This window comes from Methylobacterium sp. WSM2598, from assembly GCF_000379105.1.
Classification (GTDB): domain Bacteria; phylum Pseudomonadota; class Alphaproteobacteria; order Rhizobiales; family Beijerinckiaceae; genus Methylobacterium.
Window position 1 is genome coordinate 5,294,294 of record NZ_KB900609.1, and the last position, 17,416, is coordinate 5,311,709.

Consider the following 17,416-nt stretch of genomic DNA (forward strand, 5'->3'; position numbering starts at 1 on the left):
CATCGGGTGGGCTGCCCTCGGCTCCTGCCGGGCGCTCGGCCCGGGCCAGCACGACACCCGCCTCCGGTCCCTCACAGCCCCTAGAACGGCGCGGCCGGCATTCGGGATCCCGGATGAGGTCGCCTCGGCCAGCCGGCCGGTCCGGCCGCGTCCCGCGCGGGTGTCACAAATCTGCAGCTTCCTCTGGGTAAGAATTAGAACGTTCCAGGAGAAATCGGGCTCGCCCGCCGCGGCGCGGCGCCGAATCTGGTCCGTGAGCCGGCGCGTCACGAGGGGGCGGGCCGCGGCGCGACGCGTGCTGTGGGGGCATGTCGGTGAAAATTAGAACGTTCTATAAAGGACTGATCGCGTGTCTGGCCGCGGCCGCCCTCCCGCACGCCGCCCTGGCACAGGGGGCGACCGACCTCGGCACGGTCTCGGTCGAGGCGGCGGCGGCGCGCGGCGAGGGGGCGGGCGACCGCGGGGCGCCGCTCCTGGCCGAGCAGAACGGCACTGCGGCGGCCACCACCCTGCGCCGGGAGGACATCGCGCGGCAGCCGGGCACCGCGAATCTGGCGCAGCGGATCGGCGGAATCGCCGGCGTGAACTCCTATTCGCGCGATCCCTCGGGTCTGTTCGGCGGGGGATACTCGATCCGCGGCTTCGACAGCACGCAGATCGGCCTCTCCCTCAACGGCGTGCCGCTCAACGATCCGGGCACTTTCTCGGTCCTGCCCCAGATCTACACGGACAGCGAGAATCTCTGCGCGGTCGACGTCACGCAGGGGACGAGCGCCGGCACGGTCGCGCAGCACGGCGCCATCGGCGGCCAGGTCAGCATGGAGCAGTGCCGACCGGCCGACGCGCCGGCGGTCACCTTCTCGCAATCGTTCGGCTCCTACTTCCTCAACAAGACGTTCCTGCGCGCCAATACCGGCCCCCTCTTCGACGAGGTGCTGAAGGGCTACGTGTCCTACTCGCACGCGCGGTCGGACTACTTCGCAGGCCCCGGAGAGGCGGAGCGGCATCACGTCGACAGCCGGTTCGACGTCAAGCTCGACAATGGCGGCAGCATCAGCTTCACGTCGTTCTACAACGAGTTCGCCAATACCTTCGTCCGGGCCGTGACGAAGGATCAGTACCAAGCCTTCGGCTATCGCAATGGCTGGCTGCGGACGCCGCCGACGATCCTCACCGGTCCGGGCGCGACCTTCTCGGCGACCGGTCTGGCGGTCACCCCCACGCCGGCCAATACCGGCTATTCCGGCTATTCCTGGGAGCCCGGCCGCCACGCCTACGCGTCGATCGACGGGCGCTTCCCGCTCTCGGACGGCGTCGAGCTGCGCCTGACGCCCTACTTCCTGCACCAGGAATCCGGGAGCACGAGCGAGATCGTGCTCAAGGAGGCCGGCTACGCCGGCAAGTTCCTGTCGAGCCCGATCGGCGCCTTCTCGGCCTACGGCACCCGGGGCACCAACGCCCTGCTCGGCCAGATGAGCCAGAGCGACTTCGACCGGGTCGGCAACGTCGTCAGCCTCACCGGGCGGCTCGACGACCACACCGTCACGGGCAGCCTCTGGACCGAGTACACCTATCAGCATCAAATGAATCCGTTCCAGCAGATCGATCAGACGAATAACACTTTGCCTGATATCTGGTTCAAGTCGAACCTTCTGCGCGGCTTCGACGGAAATATCGTCACGAACCGCAACTGGAAGACGGATTATTACAATACGACGGTGGCGATTTCCGACAGCATATCGCTGCTCGATGACGCCGTGCACGTCGATCTCTCGCTGCGGCAGAAGTTCTACTCGCGCAGCTTCCATAATCTTCCGTCCGGCACGAGTACCAGAACGGATTCGTACCTGGATTACACGGTGAACAGAAGCTACGCCTTCCTGCTGCCGGCGGTGGGGATGCGCTACGATCTCGACGCGGCGAACCAGGTCTTCGCGAACGCGTCGATGAATGCCAGGGTCCCGCCCAATTTCGCGGATGGCCGCCTCGTCAACGGCGCCACCAACCTGATCCAGGTGCCGACCATCAAGGCGGAGCGCGCCCTGAGCTTCGATCTGGGCTACCGCCTGAAGGGCGACTTCCTGAACGTCAACGCGACCGGCTTCCTGATCAAGTACAGCGACCGGATCGCCCAGACCGCCAACGGCGACGGCTCCCTCTCGAGCAAGTACACCAACATCGGCAGCACCACCGCGGTCGGCGCCGAGGTCGAGGTGGCGACCAAGCCGTACGAGGGCTGGAGCGTGCTGCTCTCCCAGGCCATCAACCACGACACGATCGACGGCAACATCGTTCCCGACCCGAAATCGCCGGCGCTGCGCACCAAGGGCAAGTTCTACTTCAACTCCCCCTTGTCCCTGACGGCGGCGACCGTGATGTACGAGGACGGGCCCTTCTTCGCCTTCGCCCGCGCCAAGTACACCAGCGAGGTCTACGCCACGCTCACCAACGACATCTCCCTGCCGGGCTACGCCACGGTCGATCTCGGTCTCGGCTACAAGCTGAAGGGCACATCCCTGGTCGAGGCGATCCCGGGCGCGCAGGACGGGCTATTCAAGCTGAACGTCACGAATCTCTTCAACAAGAAGTACATCTACATCAATCCTGGCAACACGACCGGCTTCGCGCTCAGCGCGGCGAACGCGCCGAGCTTCTATCTCGGCTCGCCCTTCGCCGTGACCGCCAGCCTGACCTTGGATTTCTGAGCCATGACGAGGCGCGAAAGGCGGTGCGACGGCGGGAGCCGGATCATCTCGCGCCGCCGCATCCTGCAACTCTCCGGCGCCGCCGCGTGGGGCAGCGGGCCGGGACGGCCGGTGACCGCCGCCCTGGCGAGTCCCGATCCGGCGGCGGCGTCCCGGCCCTTCCCCTGGATCGGGCTCAAGTTCACGTCGCGGGGCAAGCTGCTGCCCTGTCCCGGCAACACCATCGTGTGCCCCATCGACATCGACGGTCCGGCCGCCGCCCTGATGGCGTATCGCGCGACCATCGCGGCGGAACCCTACGCGGACAAGCTCGTCTTCACGCCCCCGTCGAGCTATCACATGACGGTCTTCGAGGGCGTGGTCGATCTCGTCCGGAAGCCCGGCTTCTGGCCGGCGGACCTGCCCCTCGACGCGCCGCTCGGCCAGTGCGACCGGGTCTTCCTGGAGAAGCTGGAGACCTTCGACCTCGGCTGCGAGCCGCGCTTCCGGATGAAGGTGGCCGAGGGCGCCTCCAACGGCGACGTGCGGCCGGGCGAGGCGATCCGGCTGATCCCGGTCGATGCCGCCGAGGAGGCGAAGCTGCGGGGCCTGCGCGACCGCCTGTCCGATCTCCTGAAGCTGCGTCAGCCGGGTCACGACACCTACCGCTTCCACACCACGCAGACCTACGCGATCGCCCCCCTGACCGAGGCCGAGGCGGCCCGCTACCGGGTCGTCCGGCGCGAGGCGATCGCGGCGCTCGCCGCCGCGCTGCCGGTCCTCGAACTGGGGCCGCCGGCCTTCTGCTTCTTCGACGACATGTTCCAGTTCCGCCCGCGGCTTCGTCTCGCGCGCCGTCGGCCCTGAACGGGTTTCACACGCCATCCGGTTGATGGCTTCGCCATCTCCCATTTCGGGAATGCGGATGTCGGCGTCGCTCAGGCGCCGCGCGGGCTTGGGATCCGGGATCCGCTTCGATCAAGCGGATCCCGGATCACGAGCGCGGTCGCCGGTTCTGCCACGCAAACCTGCGGCGGATCCGGCACCTATGGCATCACCTGCGCCGAGCCGGCATCCACTTCAGCGGGACATGCGACGGGCCTTTGATCTTTCCTCATTGTCTTCGACGGACCGGCATCCACTTCGTCGGAAAATGCTCTAGGCAGAATGCCATGGGGCGATTCTGCTCGATCTCTTGTTTTCGCATCATGCGAGGCGCCGGCCTGCCGAGGCGGGTCCGCTCGGGGGCGCCGTGATCCGGCGGCCTGAGGGTGGATCGTGTCCCGGGACGAGGCGCTTCGCCCTCGGCTGCCGCTCGGCTTTCGGCCCGCGCGTCGGGAGCGCGGCCGGGATGGAGGCGGCGCAACGCCCGCCCCGGCCTGAACGCGGCGGTCGGGCGCCGTGCCTCGCCCGGCCGCGTCCGGTGCCCGAGATCACCTCCGGCTCCCCGTCGAGGCCGGCAGCCCCGCGTCCGACGAATCCATCGGCCGAGCCTGGACAACGGCGCCGGATCGCTTCAGGTTCGATCGGTAAGACGATGTCCGGGGATCATGAACCCAGGGTGATCGAGGACCGGGTCCTCCACCCGGCGCCAATACTCGACCCCTGTACCTGGCGACCCCTGTACCTGGGAAGAAGCGCTCCCGCGTGCGAAGCCGGATCTTCGACATCAGGGCCGATCTGAATGAGCATGAACGTTTCGCAATGACCGTCATCGATCGCAGGAGAGCCGACCGGCTGGCGGGCCTCTGGAGACCGGAATTTCGATCCCATCACGTTCTCTGAGGTGAAGATGGCTCGCGTGACGATCAAGGATGTCGCACGCCGCGCCGGCGTGAGCTTTCAGACGGTGTCGCTGGTGCTGAATCACCCGGAGAAGGTGGCGCGCTCCACGCGGGAGATGGTGGGCGCGACGATGCGGGAGCTGGACTTCGTCCCCAGCCTCGCGGCCCGCTCGCTGCGCAAGAAGCCGAGCCGCAGCATCGCCTGCGTGTTCTCGGTCGGCGCCCAGCCCTACGACGACGTGACGGGCATGATGCAGGAGACCTACCAGGGCATCGTGCTGCAGACCTTCGCCCACGTCACGGACCGCCACGGCTACACGCTCGTCCATCGCCGCTGGAACGCCGGAGAGCCGGACGGCCTGAGCAGGATCACGAGCCTCGTGAGCGAGGCCCGGGTCGACGGCATGGTCGTGCTCGCCGACCGCCGCGACGACCCGCTGATCGCCTCGCTGCGGGCCAAGTCCGTCCCGTTCTTCGTGTTCGGCCTCGACGTGCCGGAGGCGAGCTTCGCGATGCGGGCGGAGCGCGACGCGGTTCGCCAGATCGTCGGCTACCTCGTCCGGACCGGCTGCAAGGCGATCTGCTTCTACAAGGGCGAGCGCGACGGCCGGCACCTGCCCGCCGTGGCCGATCGGCTCAGCGGATACCGGGAGGCCCTGGCGGCGGCGGGCCTGCGCCCGCGCGACGACCTCGTGGTCCCCTGCGATTGGAGTTCGGAGAGCGGATACCGGACGACCTTGCGCCTGCTCAGGCGTGCGCCGCGGCCCGACGCGATCGTGGCCGCCAACGACCGGGTCGCCTTCGGCGTGCTGAAGGCGCTGCACGAGCAGGGCGTCCGGGTCCCCGACGAGATCAGCGTCGTCGGCTTCGACAACCTGGTCCAGTGCGCCTACACGGTGCCGCGCCTGACCTCCATCGAGGTTCCGACGCTGGAGATGGTGGAGTTCGCGGTCACGACCCTGATCGAGATGATCGAGGGCGTGCGGGCGCCGCACGATCCGGCGCAGAAGCTGTACCCGGGGCGCCTCGTGGTGCGCGACTCCACGCGGCCCTTCGCGGAGGCGCGGCGATGACGCTGCGGTCCCGCCGCGTCATCGCCGCAGCGCGTACTCGATCGCGATGCGGCCGCTGAAATGCCCTCCGGGCGGCGGGGGCGGGCTGACGGCGCGCACCGCCTGCAGCGCGGCCGCGTCCAGGGCCGGATCGCCCGAGGATCGGCCGATCGCCGCGCTCGCGATGCGGCCCGACGGCCCGATCGCGAAGCTGACCATCACCACGCCGGATGCCTGCCTGTCGCGGGCCGCGGCCGGATAGGATTTGTGCCGGTTGATCTCCGCCTTCAGGATCGCGCCGTAGGCCGCGACCGCCTGGCCGGACCGGATATTCGCGCCCTGGTCGGCCCCCGCATGCGCCCGGTGCTGCGCCATGCTCGCCTGGCTGGGCTTGGAGTCGGGCTTGCGCGGCGGCCTCGTCTCCGCCCGCGGCCGTTCCGGCGGGCGCGGCTTGGGCGGCTTGGGCGGGGCGGGTCGCGGCGGCGCGGGCGGCTCCGGCGGGCGGACCGGGATCGCCGGGGCGGCCGGGCTCTCCCGGACCGGCGGCGGTTCGGCCTCCGCCGGCGGCGGGGGCGGCGGGGGCTCCGGCGGCGCGGGTTCGGGCTCCGGCGGCATCTCGGCCGCGCTGCGCGTCTCCTCGGCCTCGTCGGTCGTGGCGTCGCCCTGCGCCACCACGCTGATCTCGAGGGTCTCGACGGCGGAGGGCGGCGCCGGGGACGGCCGCGGCACCCACAGGAGCAGCCCATGGGCCGCGAGCGCGACGGCGAAGGCCGCTGCGCGCGCCAGCGCGCGGGGATGGTCCCCCTTCGACCGCGGCGGCGCGAGGTCCCGCGCCTCGGCGAGTCCCGCCGCGGTCATGGCTCGGATCCCGTCGCCCGCCGGGGCGCGGGGTGTCCCGCCTCGCCGGCGCTCCCGCGGTTGGCGACCACGGCGAGGTGCGTGATCCCGCTCGATGCGAGCAGGTCCATGACCTTGACCACGTCGCCGTAGGAGGCGTCCTTGTCGCCCCTCAGGTGAACGACCCGCGACAGGTCGTTCTCGATCGCCGCCGTCACCGCCGGGACGAGCCGGTCGAGCGCGATCTCGTCGGTGCCGATGAAGACCCTGCCGTCCTTGGCAACGGCGACGACCGCCGGCTCCTTCGGGTCGATGGGCTTGGCGGCCCGGGATTGCGGCAGGTTCACCTTCATCCCGGTCGTCAGCAGCGGTGCCGTCACCATGAAGACGATCAGGAGGACCAGCATCACGTCGATGAGCGGCGTGACGTTGATGTCGGCGGAGGACCCGTACGGGCCGCTCCCGCGGCTGGAGAAGGCCATCAGCGGGCTCCCCGGTCGACCGCGCGGGCCTTGACGACGAGGTCGACGGCGAGCGCCTCGATGAGATGGCCCATATGCTGCGACAGCCGGCCGAGCACGGCGCCCAGGCGGCCGTGGGCCACGGCGGCCGGGATGGCGGCGATCAGGCCGATCGCGGTGGTCGCCAGGGCCTCGGCGATGCCGGGCGCCACCACGGCGAGGCTGGTGTCCTTGGCGTCGGCGATGCTGATGAAGCTGTTCATGATGCCCCAGACCGTGCCGAGCAGCCCCACGAACGGGGCCACGGACGCGATCACGGCGAGGTGCGAGTAGCCGCCCTCCGTGGCGGTCATCGCGCGGGCGGCCGCCCGCTCCATCGCGGCGGCGGTCCGCCGCTGCACCTCGCCGAGGCTCTCCTCGGGGAGCACGAGGGCCGCCGCCTGCCTCCCCGCCTCGACCACCGGCCGCAGGAGGTCCGGAACCTCGCCGCGCTCCAGACCCCTCAGCGACCGCCGAAGCTTGGCGGTGGTGTAGAGGCTCTCGAGGATCAGGACCCAGCACCACGCCGAGGAGGCGACGAGGGTCAGGATCACGGCCCGGCCGACCAATCCTGCCTGGAAGAACATGGCCGACGGTGAGAACGTTATGGCGTCCATCGTGCAATCCCGGGATGGGCGGGGTCCCGGCACGCCGATGATCGGCGCCGCAGAGCCCGCCGAGCGCAATTGGAACGTTCTATTACTTCCGTCCGTGTCGGCTTCGTGACAGGCCCGGGGTGAACCTTGCGTCAGCGGGGCGTCGTGCCGGGAAAACGCCGGGTCGGGAGCGATGCGGCCCCCTCGGCGGTCCCCTCGGCGGCCCCCTCGGACCTGGATGGCCGGGCGGCCGGCGCGGAGGGCTCCGCGCCGGCCCGGGCGTCCTCACCGGAGGGCCGCCGTCTCCTGCACCTCGACCGGCCCGGCCGAGACGCTGACCGCGTCGCCCTCGCGGCGGATCTCGATCACCCGCGCCGCGGCGCCGCTCTGGCGGGGCGTCGAGACCGTGAGGCTCTGGCCCTCGGCGAGCACGCCTTCGAGCCGCACGGCCGGGGCCGCCGCCCGCGGGGCGAGCGTCACCACGACGTGGTAGCCCCGCGGCTCGGGCGTGTAGTAGGCGACCCCGGCGAGGGGACCGAGGTCGATGCTCCGGGCCTGGGCGGGTCCGAGGGACCCGGCCCGCGCCGGCGCGAGCGGTTCGGCCCGCGCGGGGCCGAGAAGGGACAGGGCGGCCGCGGCCGCGACGACGAGCGTGCGAGCGTTCATGATGGCGAGACTTTCAGGCTGGCGGCGCCCAATCCGGCACCGCGTCTGGGCCCCATATGCGCTGCGCCGCAGCATGGATCAAACAGATCGCATCGATAATGACTATTGATCACATCGATCTTTCCCGGATCGACCTCAACCTCCTGGTCGCCCTCGACGCGCTGCTGGCCGAGCGCAGCGTGACGCGGGCGGCGGCGCGGGTCGGGGTGGGGCAGTCGGCGATGAGCAGCAGCCTCGGGCGGCTGCGCGCGCTGTTCGGCGACGACTTGCTGACCCGGGCCCCGGAGGGCATGCGGCCGACGCCGCGGGCGCTCTCCCTCGCCGAGCCGGTGCGGACGCTGCTGCGGCAGGTCCAGGTCCTGGTGCGGCGGGACGAGGCCTTCGACCCGCGCACCGTCGCGCGCACCTTCACGATCAGCCTGCCGGATTCCACCGAGGTGCTGCTCGGCCCGACGCTGCTCGCCTACCTGCGCGCCGAGGCGCCGGGCATCAGCCTGCTCCTGCGCTCCGTCGACCGCGCCCACATCCTGCAGGAGATCGATGCCGACCGGGTCGACCTCGCCATCGACCTGTCGTTCCGCGGCCAGCAGCACCACAAGCAGCGCCTGCTCTATCGCGATTCCTACGTCTGCCTGTTCAACGCGGCGCTGGTCGGCCTCGCGCCGCCGATCTCGCTCGAGGATTACCTGCGCTTTCCCCACGTGCTGACGAGCCTGCGCGAGACCGCGCACGGGGTGGTCGACGACGCGCTCGCCAAGCTCGGCCGCAGCCGGACCCTCGCCGTCACCTCGCCGCGCTTCCTCGCCGTGCCGTTCCTGGTGCGCAGCGCCCCGGTCCTGACCACCATGCAGGCCCGGCTCGCCCACCTCTTCGCGGAGGCGCTCGGCCTGACGGTGAGCCCGGCGCCGGTCCCCCTCGACGAGGTCGCCATGTCGATGCTCTGGCACGCCTCCTACGACGACGACCCGGCCCATCGCTGGCTGCGCAACCTGCTGCGCCGCCTCGCCACCGCGCCGGCAGAGGCCTGACGGAGCGGCCCCTCCGGGACCCGGAGGGGGGCGTCAGGCCAGCGGCCACACCAGCAGGATCAGCGGCACGCCCGCGACCAGCACCAGCAGCGAGAGCGGCGCGCCCAGGCGGGCGTAATCCCCGAACCGGTAGCCGCCCGGCCCCATCACCAGCGTGTTGCACTGGTGGCCGATCGGCGTGAGGAAGTCGCAGCCCGCCCCGATCGCCACCGCCATCAGGAACGCGTCGGGGCGGTAGCCCAGCGTCGTGGCGAAGCTCGCGGCGAGGGGCGCCATCACCAGCACCGTCGCGGCGTTGTTGAGGAAGGGCGTCACCGCCATGGCGGCGAGCATGATGAGACCGACCGCGCCCCAGCCCGGCAGCAGGATTCCGAGCTGCGACAGCCAGCCCGCGAAGAGGTCGGTGGTGCCGGTGGTGCGCAGCGTGTCGCTGACCGGGATCAGGGCCCCGAGCATCACCAGGATCGGCCACTCGATCGCCTCGTAGGCCTCGCGGGCCGGCAGGGTCCGGAACAGCACCACGCCGAGGGCCGCCGCGAAGAAGGCGACCGTCACCGGCACGAGGCTGAAGGCGACCGCGATCACCGTCGCGGCCAGGATCGACAGGGTGATCCAGCCCCGGCGGGCGCTGCCGAGGGGCAGGCTGCGCGCCGCCAGGGGCCACAGGCCGAGGTCGCGCAGCCGCGCCGGCAGCCCCGCCTCGCGGCCCTGGAGAACGATCACGTCGCCCGTGCGCAGCCGGATGTCGCGCAGGCGCTCGGTGAAGCGCTTGCCCGCCCGGCTGACCGCCAGCAGGTTCACGTCGAAGCGCTCGTGCAGGGCGATGCGGCCCGCCGATTGCCCGATCAGGACCGAGGTCGGGCCGATCACCGCCTCGACGGTGCCGACCTCGTCCTCCGCCCCGTCCTCCTCGCGGGTCGGCCGGTCCTGCCCGTCGAGGAGCAGGCCGGCCTCGCCGATGAAGCGGTCGAGGGCGGTGGGGTCGCCGCGCAGGATCACCCGATCCTCGGCGCGCAGCACCGCGTCCGGCAGCGGCACGGTGCGGCGGGTCTTGTCCCGCACGAGGCCCGTGACGCTGACCTCGCCGTCGGCATTCGCGGTCAGGTCGGAGAGCGTGCGGCCCGCGAAGGGCGAGTCCTGCGGCAGGCGCGCCTCCGTGGCGTAGTCGCTGATCGCCACCGCCGCGTCGAGGCCGGGCGTGCCGCGCCGGTCGCGCGGCAGCAGCCGGTAGCCGACGCACAGGAACGCCACCCCGGCCACCATCAGGCCGATCCCCACCGGCGCGAAGTCGAACATCCGGAACGGCGTCCCCGTGAGTTCGCCGCGCAGCCGCGCCACGATGATGTTGGGCGAGGTGCCGATCTGGGTGACGAGGCCCCCGAGCAGGGCCGCGAAGGACATCGGCATCAGGAAGAGCGACGGCGAGCGGTTGCCCTTCTGCGCGAGCTGGAAGGCGATCGGCAGCATGATCGCCAGAGCGCCGATGTTCTTGATGAAGGCCGAGAGCACCGCCACGGTCGCGACGAGGAGCGCCACCTGCGCCTGGGCGCTGCGCAGGCGCGGTGCGATCGGGCGCAGGGCCGCCTCGACGGCGCCCGACCGCGCCACCGCGGCGCTCACCACGAGGGCGCTCGCCACGATGATCACGATGTCGTCCGAGAAGCCGCCGAACGCCTCCCTGGCCGGGACGAGGCCGCTCGCGATCCCGCCGAGCAGCGCGAGCCCGGCCACGATGTCGTAGCGCAGGCGCCCCCAGACGAAGAGCAGCATCGTGCCGGCGATGAGCGCGCAGGCGATGATCTGCTGATGCGTCATCGCGGCGATCCCCGGTGGGATCGCGGCGATCCCCGACGAGATCGCGGCGATCCCCGACTGGATCGCGCGGATTCCCGGCGGGGGAGCGGACTTGTCCCGCGGCGGCGCGGGCCTCCGGGCGAGAGCGGCATGGGCCTCCAGGCGGCCGGGACGGGGCTCGAAGAACCGCTCGCGACGGCGCGCTGTTCCTGCGGCCCGCGCCGCGAACCCTGCCGCCTGCCGGGACGTTGTCCGCGCCGCGCGGAGGGATCAGACGTCGATGGAAGCATGGTGAAGCGTCAGCCGCGCGCCGCGCGCCCCGCGGAGATCGTGGCGCCGGCCCTCCCCGACGGCGCCCTCGCGGAGGCGCTCCTGCGCCTGAGCGCGGCGGCATCGCCCCTCGTGCTGGTGGCCCGGGACGCGCGGCGCCTCGACGGGATCGCCGCGATCCTGCGGGCGCTCGCCCCCGGGCTCGGCGTGGCCGTCTATCCCGCCTGGGATTGCCTGCCGGGCGACCGCACCTCGCCCTCGCGGGGCGCCATGGGCGCGCGGGCGGGGGTGCTGCGCTGGCTCTCCGAGCCGGCTCCTCCCGCCATCGTCCTGACGACCGCGCCCGCCCTGATCCAGCGCGTGCCGCCGCCCGAGACCTGGGCGCAGGCCCGCGTCCTCCTGCGGGTGGGCGAGCAGGTGGAGGCCGAGGCGCTGGAGGCGGCCCTGACGCGCCTCGGCTACATCCCCGACGAGCGGGTCGACGAGCCGGGCGAGATCGCCCTGCGCGGCCGCACCTTCGAGGTCTTCCCGGCCGCCGCCCCCGTCCCGTGCCGCGTCGAGCACGAGGACGGGCACATCACGGCGATCCGCTCCTACGATCCGGTCACCCAGCGCTCGCTCGGCGAGGCGGCCGAGCTGCTGATCGACCCGGCGACCGAGCTCATCCTCGGTCCCGATTCCCCCGAGCCGCTGCGGCCCTTCACCGGGCAGGAGCACCGCCTTCCCGCCTTCTACCCGCGCCTCGCGACGCTCCTCGACCCGGTGCCGGGCGCCCGCCTCGTGGTCGAGGCCGGGGCGGAGGCGCGGGCCGAGGCCTTCTTCGAGCAGCTGGCGGAGGCGGGCGGCGCGCGGGCGGGCGCGGGGCTCTACCTCGCGCCGGAGGAGTGGCGGGCGCTCCTCGGGCGGCGCCGGATCGCCACGGCCCTGCCGTCCGAGGACCGGGCGGTGCCGGCCTTCGCCCGCGAGCGCCGCCCCGCCGCCGCCTTCGGGCGCTTCCTCGCCGCGCGGTGCGAGGCGGGCGACCGCGTCATCCTGGCCGGGCCCGGCCGCGCGCTGGGGCGCCTCGCCCGCGAGGCCGTGGACCAGCTCGGGCACAAGCTCCTGCGGGCGCGCGACTGGGCCGCCGCGCTCCGGGCCGAGCCCGGCCGCGTGGCGGTGCTGGAGGCGCCGATCGCCGAGGGGTTCCGGGTGCCGGACCACGCCCTCACGGTGATCGCCGCGGCCGACCTGCTCGGCAAGCGGGCCGCGCCCGCCTGGGCCGCGCCCGCCTGGGCCGCGCCCGCCCGGGCCGCGCCCGGCCGGGAGGGCGCCCCCGCCGCGCTGCCCTTCGCCGATCCCGACCTGCATCGCGGCGACGTCGTCATCCACGAGGATCACGGGCTCTGCGTCTTCGAGGGGCTGGAGCTCCTGCGCGGGCCCGAGGGCGGGGGCGGGGAGGCGGCGCGGCTGCGCTTCGCCGACGACGCGGTGCGGCTCGCCCCCCTCTCGGAGGCCGGCCGGATCTGGCGCTACGGCGCCGCCGCCGAGGCGGTGACGCTCGACCGCCTCGACGGCGGCAACCTCCCCGGCGGTACCTGGGCGACGCGCCGCGCCGGCGTGGAGGCGGCCGTCGCCGAGAGCGCGCGGCGCATGCTCGCCCTCGCCGAGGCGCGCCGGCGCGCGACGGCTCCCGCCCTCGTCCCGCCGGAGCGCCAGATGGAGCGGTTCGGCGCCGGGTTCGGCTTCCCGCCGACCCCGGACCAAGCGGCCGCGATCGACGCCGTGATGGCGGACCTCGCCGCCGGCCGCCCGATGGACCGCCTTGTCTGCGGCGATGTCGGCTTCGGCAAGACCGAGGTCGCCCTGCGCGCCGCCGCCGCGGCCCTGTTCGCCGGCAAGCAGGTGGCGGTGGCGGCACCCACGACCGTGCTGGTGCGCCAGCACGTCGAGACCTTCCGGCGCCGCTTCGCCCGCTTCGGGATCGTCCCGGCCCAGCTCTCGCGCCTCGTGCCGCCCGCCGAGGCCAAGCGGGTGAGGGCCGGCCTGGCGGATGGGAGCGTGCGCCTCGTGATCGGCACGCACGCGCTTGCCGGGCGCGGCCTCGTCTACGCCGATCTCGGCCTCGTCGTCATCGACGAGGAGCAGCGCTTCGGCGCGGCCCAGAAGGCGCGGCTGCGCCGCGCCGCGTCCGGCGCGCACGTCCTCACCCTCACGGCGACGCCGATCCCGCGCACCCTGCAATCGGCCCTGGTCGGGCTCCAGGACCTGAGCGTGATCGCGACGCCGCCGGTGGTGCGCCGGCCGATCCGCACGGTGGTCGCGCCCTTCGACCCCGAGACGGTGCGGGCCGCGCTCACCCGCGAGCACCGCCGGGGCGGCCAGAGCTTCGTGGTCTGCCCGCGCATCGCCGACCTCGCCCCGATGGAGGCGCGGCTGCGCGCCATCGTGCCGGACCTCAGCCTCGCCGTCGCCCACGGCGAGATGCCGCCGGCCGCGATGGACGAGGCGATGGTGCGGTTCGCGGAAGGGGAGGGGGACGTGCTCCTGGCCACCAACATCATCGAGAGCGGGCTCGACGTGCCGCGCGCCAACACGATGCTGGTCTGGCACCCGGAGCGCTTCGGGCTGGCGCAGCTCCACCAGCTGCGCGGGCGGGTGGGGCGCGGCCAGCGCCGGGCGGCGGCCTACCTGCTCACCGACCCGGAGGCGCCGCCCCCGCCGGCGAGCGAGGCGCGCCTGCGCGCCCTGACGGCCCTGGACCGGCTCGGCGCCGGCTTCGCGCTGAGCGCCCGCGACCTCGACCTGCGCGGGGCGGGGGACCTGTTCGGCGAGGAGCAGGCCGGGCACGTCAAGCTGATCGGGCTCGGCCTCTACCGCGACCTCCTGGAGCGGGCGATCCGCGCCGCCCGCGGCGAGCCGCCCGAGGCGGCGCCGGCCGAGATCCGCCTCGGCCTCGCGGGGGCGATCCCGGCCGCCTACCTGCCCGAGCCGGAGCTGCGCTTCGGCCTCGCGGCCCGGATCGCGCGGCTGCGCTCCCCCGAGGAGGCGGAAGCCCTGCGCGACGAGATCGAGGACCGCTTCGGCCCGCTGCCGCCGGAGACCGAGACGCTGCTGACCCTGGCCGGCCTGCGGATGGCCTGCCGCGACCTCGGCATCGCGCAGCTCGGCGCCGGCCCGCAGGGCCTCGCGGCGGATTTCCATCCGGGCCGCGCCGCGGCGGTGGCGCGGGCGATCGCCGAGGTGGAGCGCCGGGGAGACCGGCTGATCCTGCACCGGCCCTGCGCGGACCCGGTCGCCTGCGGGCGGCTGGCGCGGCGCTTCGTGCGGGCGCTGGAGGCGGCGCAGGGGTGAGCGGGCGGGGCCGGAGCCCGCGGCGGGCGATGCGGCGCTCTGGTGATCGGCTCGTCACGACACCGGCCAAAGCCGTCATCGCCTGTCCGGAATCATGGCTCGGACGCTGTCCGGACGATCATTTCCGGACAGCGGGTGACACGCCCGCGCGGCGCTTGAGCGAGGCCGACATCCGCGTGGCGACGCGATCCGTCGGAGTTCGGATCACTCCGCCGCCGCGAGATTCGCCTTGCCGTTGCCGATCGGGAAGGTGCAGGTGACGCGGGTGCCCTGGCCGGGGGCGGAGGCGATGTCGATGCGCCCGCCATGCAGCTCCACGAAGGAGCGCACGATCGACAGGCCGAGCCCCACCCCGCGGTGGCGCGTGCCCAGCGTGTGGCTCTCGAAGCGGTCGAAGACCCGGGCCACCACTTCGGGCGGCATGCCGCGGCCCTGGTCGATCACCGAGAAGGCGATCTCGGCGCCCGTCTTGCGGGCCTGGACCACCACCGTCTGGCCCGGCGCCGAGAAGCCGATCGCATTCGACAGCAGGTTGAACAGGATCTGGCGGATGCGCTTGCCGTCCGCCACGAAGCCCCCGATATCGGCCGGCACGTCCAGGTCGAGGGTGATCGCCGCCTCGGCGAGGCGGTCCTCGATGCCCCGCACCGCCGCCGCGATCGTCGCCTGCACGTCCACCACCTCGCGCGTCAGCTCCATCGAGCCGGCATCGATCGAGGCGAGGTCGAGGATGTCGTTGATGATGACGAGCAGGGCCGCCGAGGAGCGCATGATGTGGTCGGCGTATTCGCGCTGCCGCGTGTTGAGCGCGCCGACCGTCTCGTCCCCGAGCAGTTCCGTGAAGCCGATGATGTTGGTGAGCGGCGAGCGCAGCTCGTAGGAGACGTGGTGCACGAACTCGTCGCGCAGGCGGGCGGTGCGCTCCAGCGCCTCGTTCTTCTCGGTGAGCGCCCGCTCGACGTTGACGCTCGCCGTCACGTCGATGTGGGTGAGCAGCGTCGCGCCGTCCGGCAGCGGCTGCGCCGCGCAGTCGAGCACGGTGCCGTCCTTGAGTTCGAGCCGGCTGGCGACGGCGTGGCGGGCATCCATCAGCCCGGTCACGGCGCCGCGGATCTCGGTCCAGGGCTCCTCGGCCGCGCTGAGCGACCGGCACAGGCCGATGATCTCGTCCACGTGCGGCTGGGCCGCGAGGGTCTCCGGCCCGATCCGCCAGATCGCCATGAAGGCGCGGTTGGCGAGCTTGAGGCGCCCGTCCGAGCCGAACACCGCGACCGGCTCCTTGAGCGTGTCGAGGGTCTCGCTCTGCACGCGCATCAGGGCGTTGTAGCGGGATTCGAGGTGGACGCGCTCCGAGACGTCGTCGAACAGGTAGGTGAGGCCCCCCTGCGGGTTCGGGTCGGCGACGACGCGCAGGGTCCGCCCGTCCGGCAGGTGCCACCAATTCTCCTGCGCCTCGGCGGCCCGGTAGGCCGAGAGCACGCCGGTCTTCCAGGAGCGGAAATCCGCCTGCTCGGGCAGCTTGCGGGCGTTGCGCAGCGCGTCCAGGATCTCGCCGTCGAGGGGAGAGCCGTCGAGGAAGGCCGGGCCGAGGTCCCAGAGCTGCCGGTAGGCGGCGTTGTGGAAGATCAGGCGCTGGCGGGCGTCGAAGATCGCCACCGCGGTCGGCAGCTGGTCGAGGGTGCGGACATTCGCCTCCATCTGCCGCTGCAGGTCGGCGCGCACGCTCTCGAGCTCGGACACGTCGACGGCGATGCCGACGCTGCCGGTCTCCAGCGCCACCTCCGTGACGTCGAGGGTGCGCCGCGCGCCCGCGACCACGGCCGAGACCCGCAGGGCACCCGCCTCGCGGCTGGTCCGGCGCCGCTCCGCCTCGTCGCGGGCGGCCCGGTCGAGGAGTTCCACCCCCTCCGCGACCACGCGCTCGCGGTCGGTCGCCTCCACGGCCGCCACGTAGGCGGCGTTGGCCCAGAGCAGCCGCCCGTCGCGGCCCCGGCGCCAGACCGGCTGCGGGATGGCGTCGAGGAGGGCGGCGAGCACGGAGAGGCTGCCGCGCGCCTCCTGCAGCGTCGCGCGCAGCTCGACCAGTTCCTGGCGCTCGCCGGTGATCTCGCGAAGGCGCAGCAGCGCCCGCCCGCCCACGGCTTGGCCCTGCGCCTCGACCGTGCGCCCGCCGAGGGTGCGCGCGGTCAGGCGGAAGCGCTCGCCCCGGCTGCGCAGGGTATCGACCGCCGCGTCGAGGGCGGCGGCGTCGGCGGCCGTGAGCCAGGTGCCGAAGGCCAGCACCCGCCGCGGCGAGGCCGTGCGGGTCCCGTCCATGGCGAGGCTCGCGTCGCCCTCGATCAGGGGCTCGTCCCGCCCGCTCCAGACCACCACGATCTGCCGCTCGGAGCCGAGGAGCAGGGCCGCCCGGTCATGGGCCCCGCGCAGGTCCGCGACCTCGGCCGAGAGGTCCCGCTCCCGCCGTGCCCAGCGCGCCCGCTCGCGGATGTGCAGCAGCGACAGGATGGTGGAGAACACGATGAGGCCGACGAGCAGCGCGAGCGCCATCGCGCTGTGGGCGAGCGAGCTCGGCACGGGGACGAGGGCCGGCGCCCCCATGGCCGCCTCCGGCAGACCCGTGAGCACGGCCGAAACCGCCCAAGCGCCCGCGATCGCGCCGGCCGATGGCCGACGGCGCAGCGTCCGTCCTACCCCCATCACTCGTCCCGTTCCCGCTGGGCCGCGCCACGCCCTCCGGCGTCCCGCCGTCGCCGGCGGACGCGGCGACTCCGGGCCACACTTCAGAATCACCGGGACTGTAGCGTGCACCCGAATCCGGCCGGAAGCGAAAACACCGGCTCGGCCGATGCGCACCGCGTCTCAGCGTGGCTGGGCA

11 protein-coding genes are annotated in these 17,416 nt (G+C 73.1%); 5 read left to right on the forward strand and 6 right to left on the reverse strand.

Translation table 11 applies throughout. From position 1 onward, the window contains the following. Positions 1-308: 308 nt before the first annotated feature. From MET2598_RS0125000 to MET2598_RS0125010, 3 genes are all read left to right on the forward strand, one after another. Positions 309-2,705 (forward strand): TonB-dependent receptor, encoded by a 2,397-nt coding sequence (locus MET2598_RS0125000; RefSeq protein WP_018262750.1) that lies wholly within the window; start codon positions 309-311, stop codon positions 2,703-2,705. Positions 2,706-2,708: 3 nt separating this feature from the next. Further along, positions 2,709-3,551: a DUF1868 domain-containing protein gene (locus tag MET2598_RS0125005; protein ID WP_018262751.1), complete on the forward strand. Its 843-nt coding sequence runs from the start codon at positions 2,709-2,711 to the stop codon at positions 3,549-3,551. Positions 3,552-4,476: 925 nt separating this feature from the next. Then, the gene (locus MET2598_RS0125010) at positions 4,477-5,541 is read left to right on the forward strand and encodes a LacI family DNA-binding transcriptional regulator (protein WP_036271012.1); all 1,065 of its coding nucleotides are present in this window, start codon (positions 4,477-4,479) and stop codon (positions 5,539-5,541) included. Positions 5,542-5,559: 18 nt separating this feature from the next. Here MET2598_RS0125010 and MET2598_RS0125015 read toward each other — a convergent pair whose 3' ends face one another. From MET2598_RS0125015 to MET2598_RS0125030, 4 genes are all read right to left on the reverse strand, one after another. After that, complete coding sequence (locus tag MET2598_RS0125015) at positions 5,560-6,378, reverse strand: energy transducer TonB (RefSeq protein WP_018262753.1); 819 nt, start codon at positions 6,376-6,378, stop codon at positions 5,560-5,562. Then, the gene (locus MET2598_RS0125020) at positions 6,375-6,839 is read right to left on the reverse strand and encodes an ExbD/TolR family protein (RefSeq protein ID WP_018262754.1); all 465 of its coding nucleotides are present in this window, start codon (positions 6,837-6,839) and stop codon (positions 6,375-6,377) included. The genes MET2598_RS0125015 and MET2598_RS0125020 overlap by 4 nt, the downstream gene beginning before the upstream one ends. Then, complete coding sequence (locus MET2598_RS0125025) at positions 6,839-7,474, reverse strand: MotA/TolQ/ExbB proton channel family protein (RefSeq protein ID WP_026190932.1); 636 nt, start codon at positions 7,472-7,474, stop codon at positions 6,839-6,841. Before MET2598_RS0125025 ends, MET2598_RS0125020 begins: the two co-directional genes overlap by 1 nt. A 264-nt stretch (positions 7,475-7,738) precedes the next feature. Next, on the reverse strand, positions 7,739-8,119 hold the full coding sequence (locus MET2598_RS0125030; RefSeq protein ID WP_012330484.1) for a hypothetical protein: 381 nt from the start codon (positions 8,117-8,119) through the stop codon (positions 7,739-7,741). A gap of 98 nt (positions 8,120-8,217) precedes the next feature. Here MET2598_RS0125030 and MET2598_RS0125035 point away from each other — a divergent pair, with 98 nt between their 5' ends. Next, complete coding sequence (locus tag MET2598_RS0125035) at positions 8,218-9,147, forward strand: LysR family transcriptional regulator (RefSeq protein ID WP_018262756.1); 930 nt, start codon at positions 8,218-8,220, stop codon at positions 9,145-9,147. A 33-nt stretch (positions 9,148-9,180) separates the two neighbouring features. On the opposite strand, the gene MET2598_RS0125040 is transcribed toward MET2598_RS0125035, so the two are convergent. Continuing rightward, positions 9,181-10,962: an SLC13 family permease gene (locus MET2598_RS0125040; RefSeq protein ID WP_018262757.1), complete on the reverse strand. Its 1,782-nt coding sequence runs from the start codon at positions 10,960-10,962 to the stop codon at positions 9,181-9,183. Between the two features lie 267 nt (positions 10,963-11,229). Here MET2598_RS0125040 and MET2598_RS0125045 point away from each other — a divergent pair, with 267 nt between their 5' ends. Continuing rightward, positions 11,230-14,541: a DEAD/DEAH box helicase gene (locus MET2598_RS0125045; RefSeq protein WP_018262758.1), complete on the forward strand. Its 3,312-nt coding sequence runs from the start codon at positions 11,230-11,232 to the stop codon at positions 14,539-14,541. A 204-nt stretch (positions 14,542-14,745) separates the two neighbouring features. Here the strand turns inward: MET2598_RS0125045 and MET2598_RS0125050 are convergent, their stop codons facing one another. After that, on the reverse strand, positions 14,746-17,238 hold the full coding sequence (locus tag MET2598_RS0125050; RefSeq protein WP_012330480.1) for a sensor histidine kinase: 2,493 nt from the start codon (positions 17,236-17,238) through the stop codon (positions 14,746-14,748). Between the last annotated feature and the right edge of the window lie 178 nt (positions 17,239-17,416).

Bases quoted from the DNA above. Each gene is read 5' to 3' on its own strand.
- MET2598_RS0125000 (WP_018262750.1), top strand. From the start codon at position 309: ATGTCGGTGAAAATTAGAACGTTCTATAAAGGACTGATCGCGTGTCTG.
- MET2598_RS0125005 (WP_018262751.1), top strand. From the start codon at position 2,709: ATGACGAGGCGCGAAAGGCGGTGCGACGGCGGGAGCCGGATCATCTCG.
- MET2598_RS0125010 (WP_036271012.1), top strand. From the start codon at position 4,477: ATGGCTCGCGTGACGATCAAGGATGTCGCACGCCGCGCCGGCGTGAGC.
- MET2598_RS0125015 (WP_018262753.1), bottom strand. From the start codon at position 6,378: ATGACCGCGGCGGGACTCGCCGAGGCGCGGGACCTCGCGCCGCCGCGG.
- MET2598_RS0125020 (WP_018262754.1), bottom strand. From the start codon at position 6,839: ATGGCCTTCTCCAGCCGCGGGAGCGGCCCGTACGGGTCCTCCGCCGAC.
- MET2598_RS0125025 (WP_026190932.1), bottom strand. From the start codon at position 7,474: ATGGACGCCATAACGTTCTCACCGTCGGCCATGTTCTTCCAGGCAGGA.
- MET2598_RS0125030 (WP_012330484.1), bottom strand. From the start codon at position 8,119: ATGAACGCTCGCACGCTCGTCGTCGCGGCCGCGGCCGCCCTGTCCCTT.
- MET2598_RS0125035 (WP_018262756.1), top strand. From the start codon at position 8,218: ATGACTATTGATCACATCGATCTTTCCCGGATCGACCTCAACCTCCTG.
- MET2598_RS0125040 (WP_018262757.1), bottom strand. From the start codon at position 10,962: ATGACGCATCAGCAGATCATCGCCTGCGCGCTCATCGCCGGCACGATG.
- MET2598_RS0125045 (WP_018262758.1), top strand. From the start codon at position 11,230: ATGGTGAAGCGTCAGCCGCGCGCCGCGCGCCCCGCGGAGATCGTGGCG.
- MET2598_RS0125050 (WP_012330480.1), bottom strand. From the start codon at position 17,238: ATGGGGGTAGGACGGACGCTGCGCCGTCGGCCATCGGCCGGCGCGATC.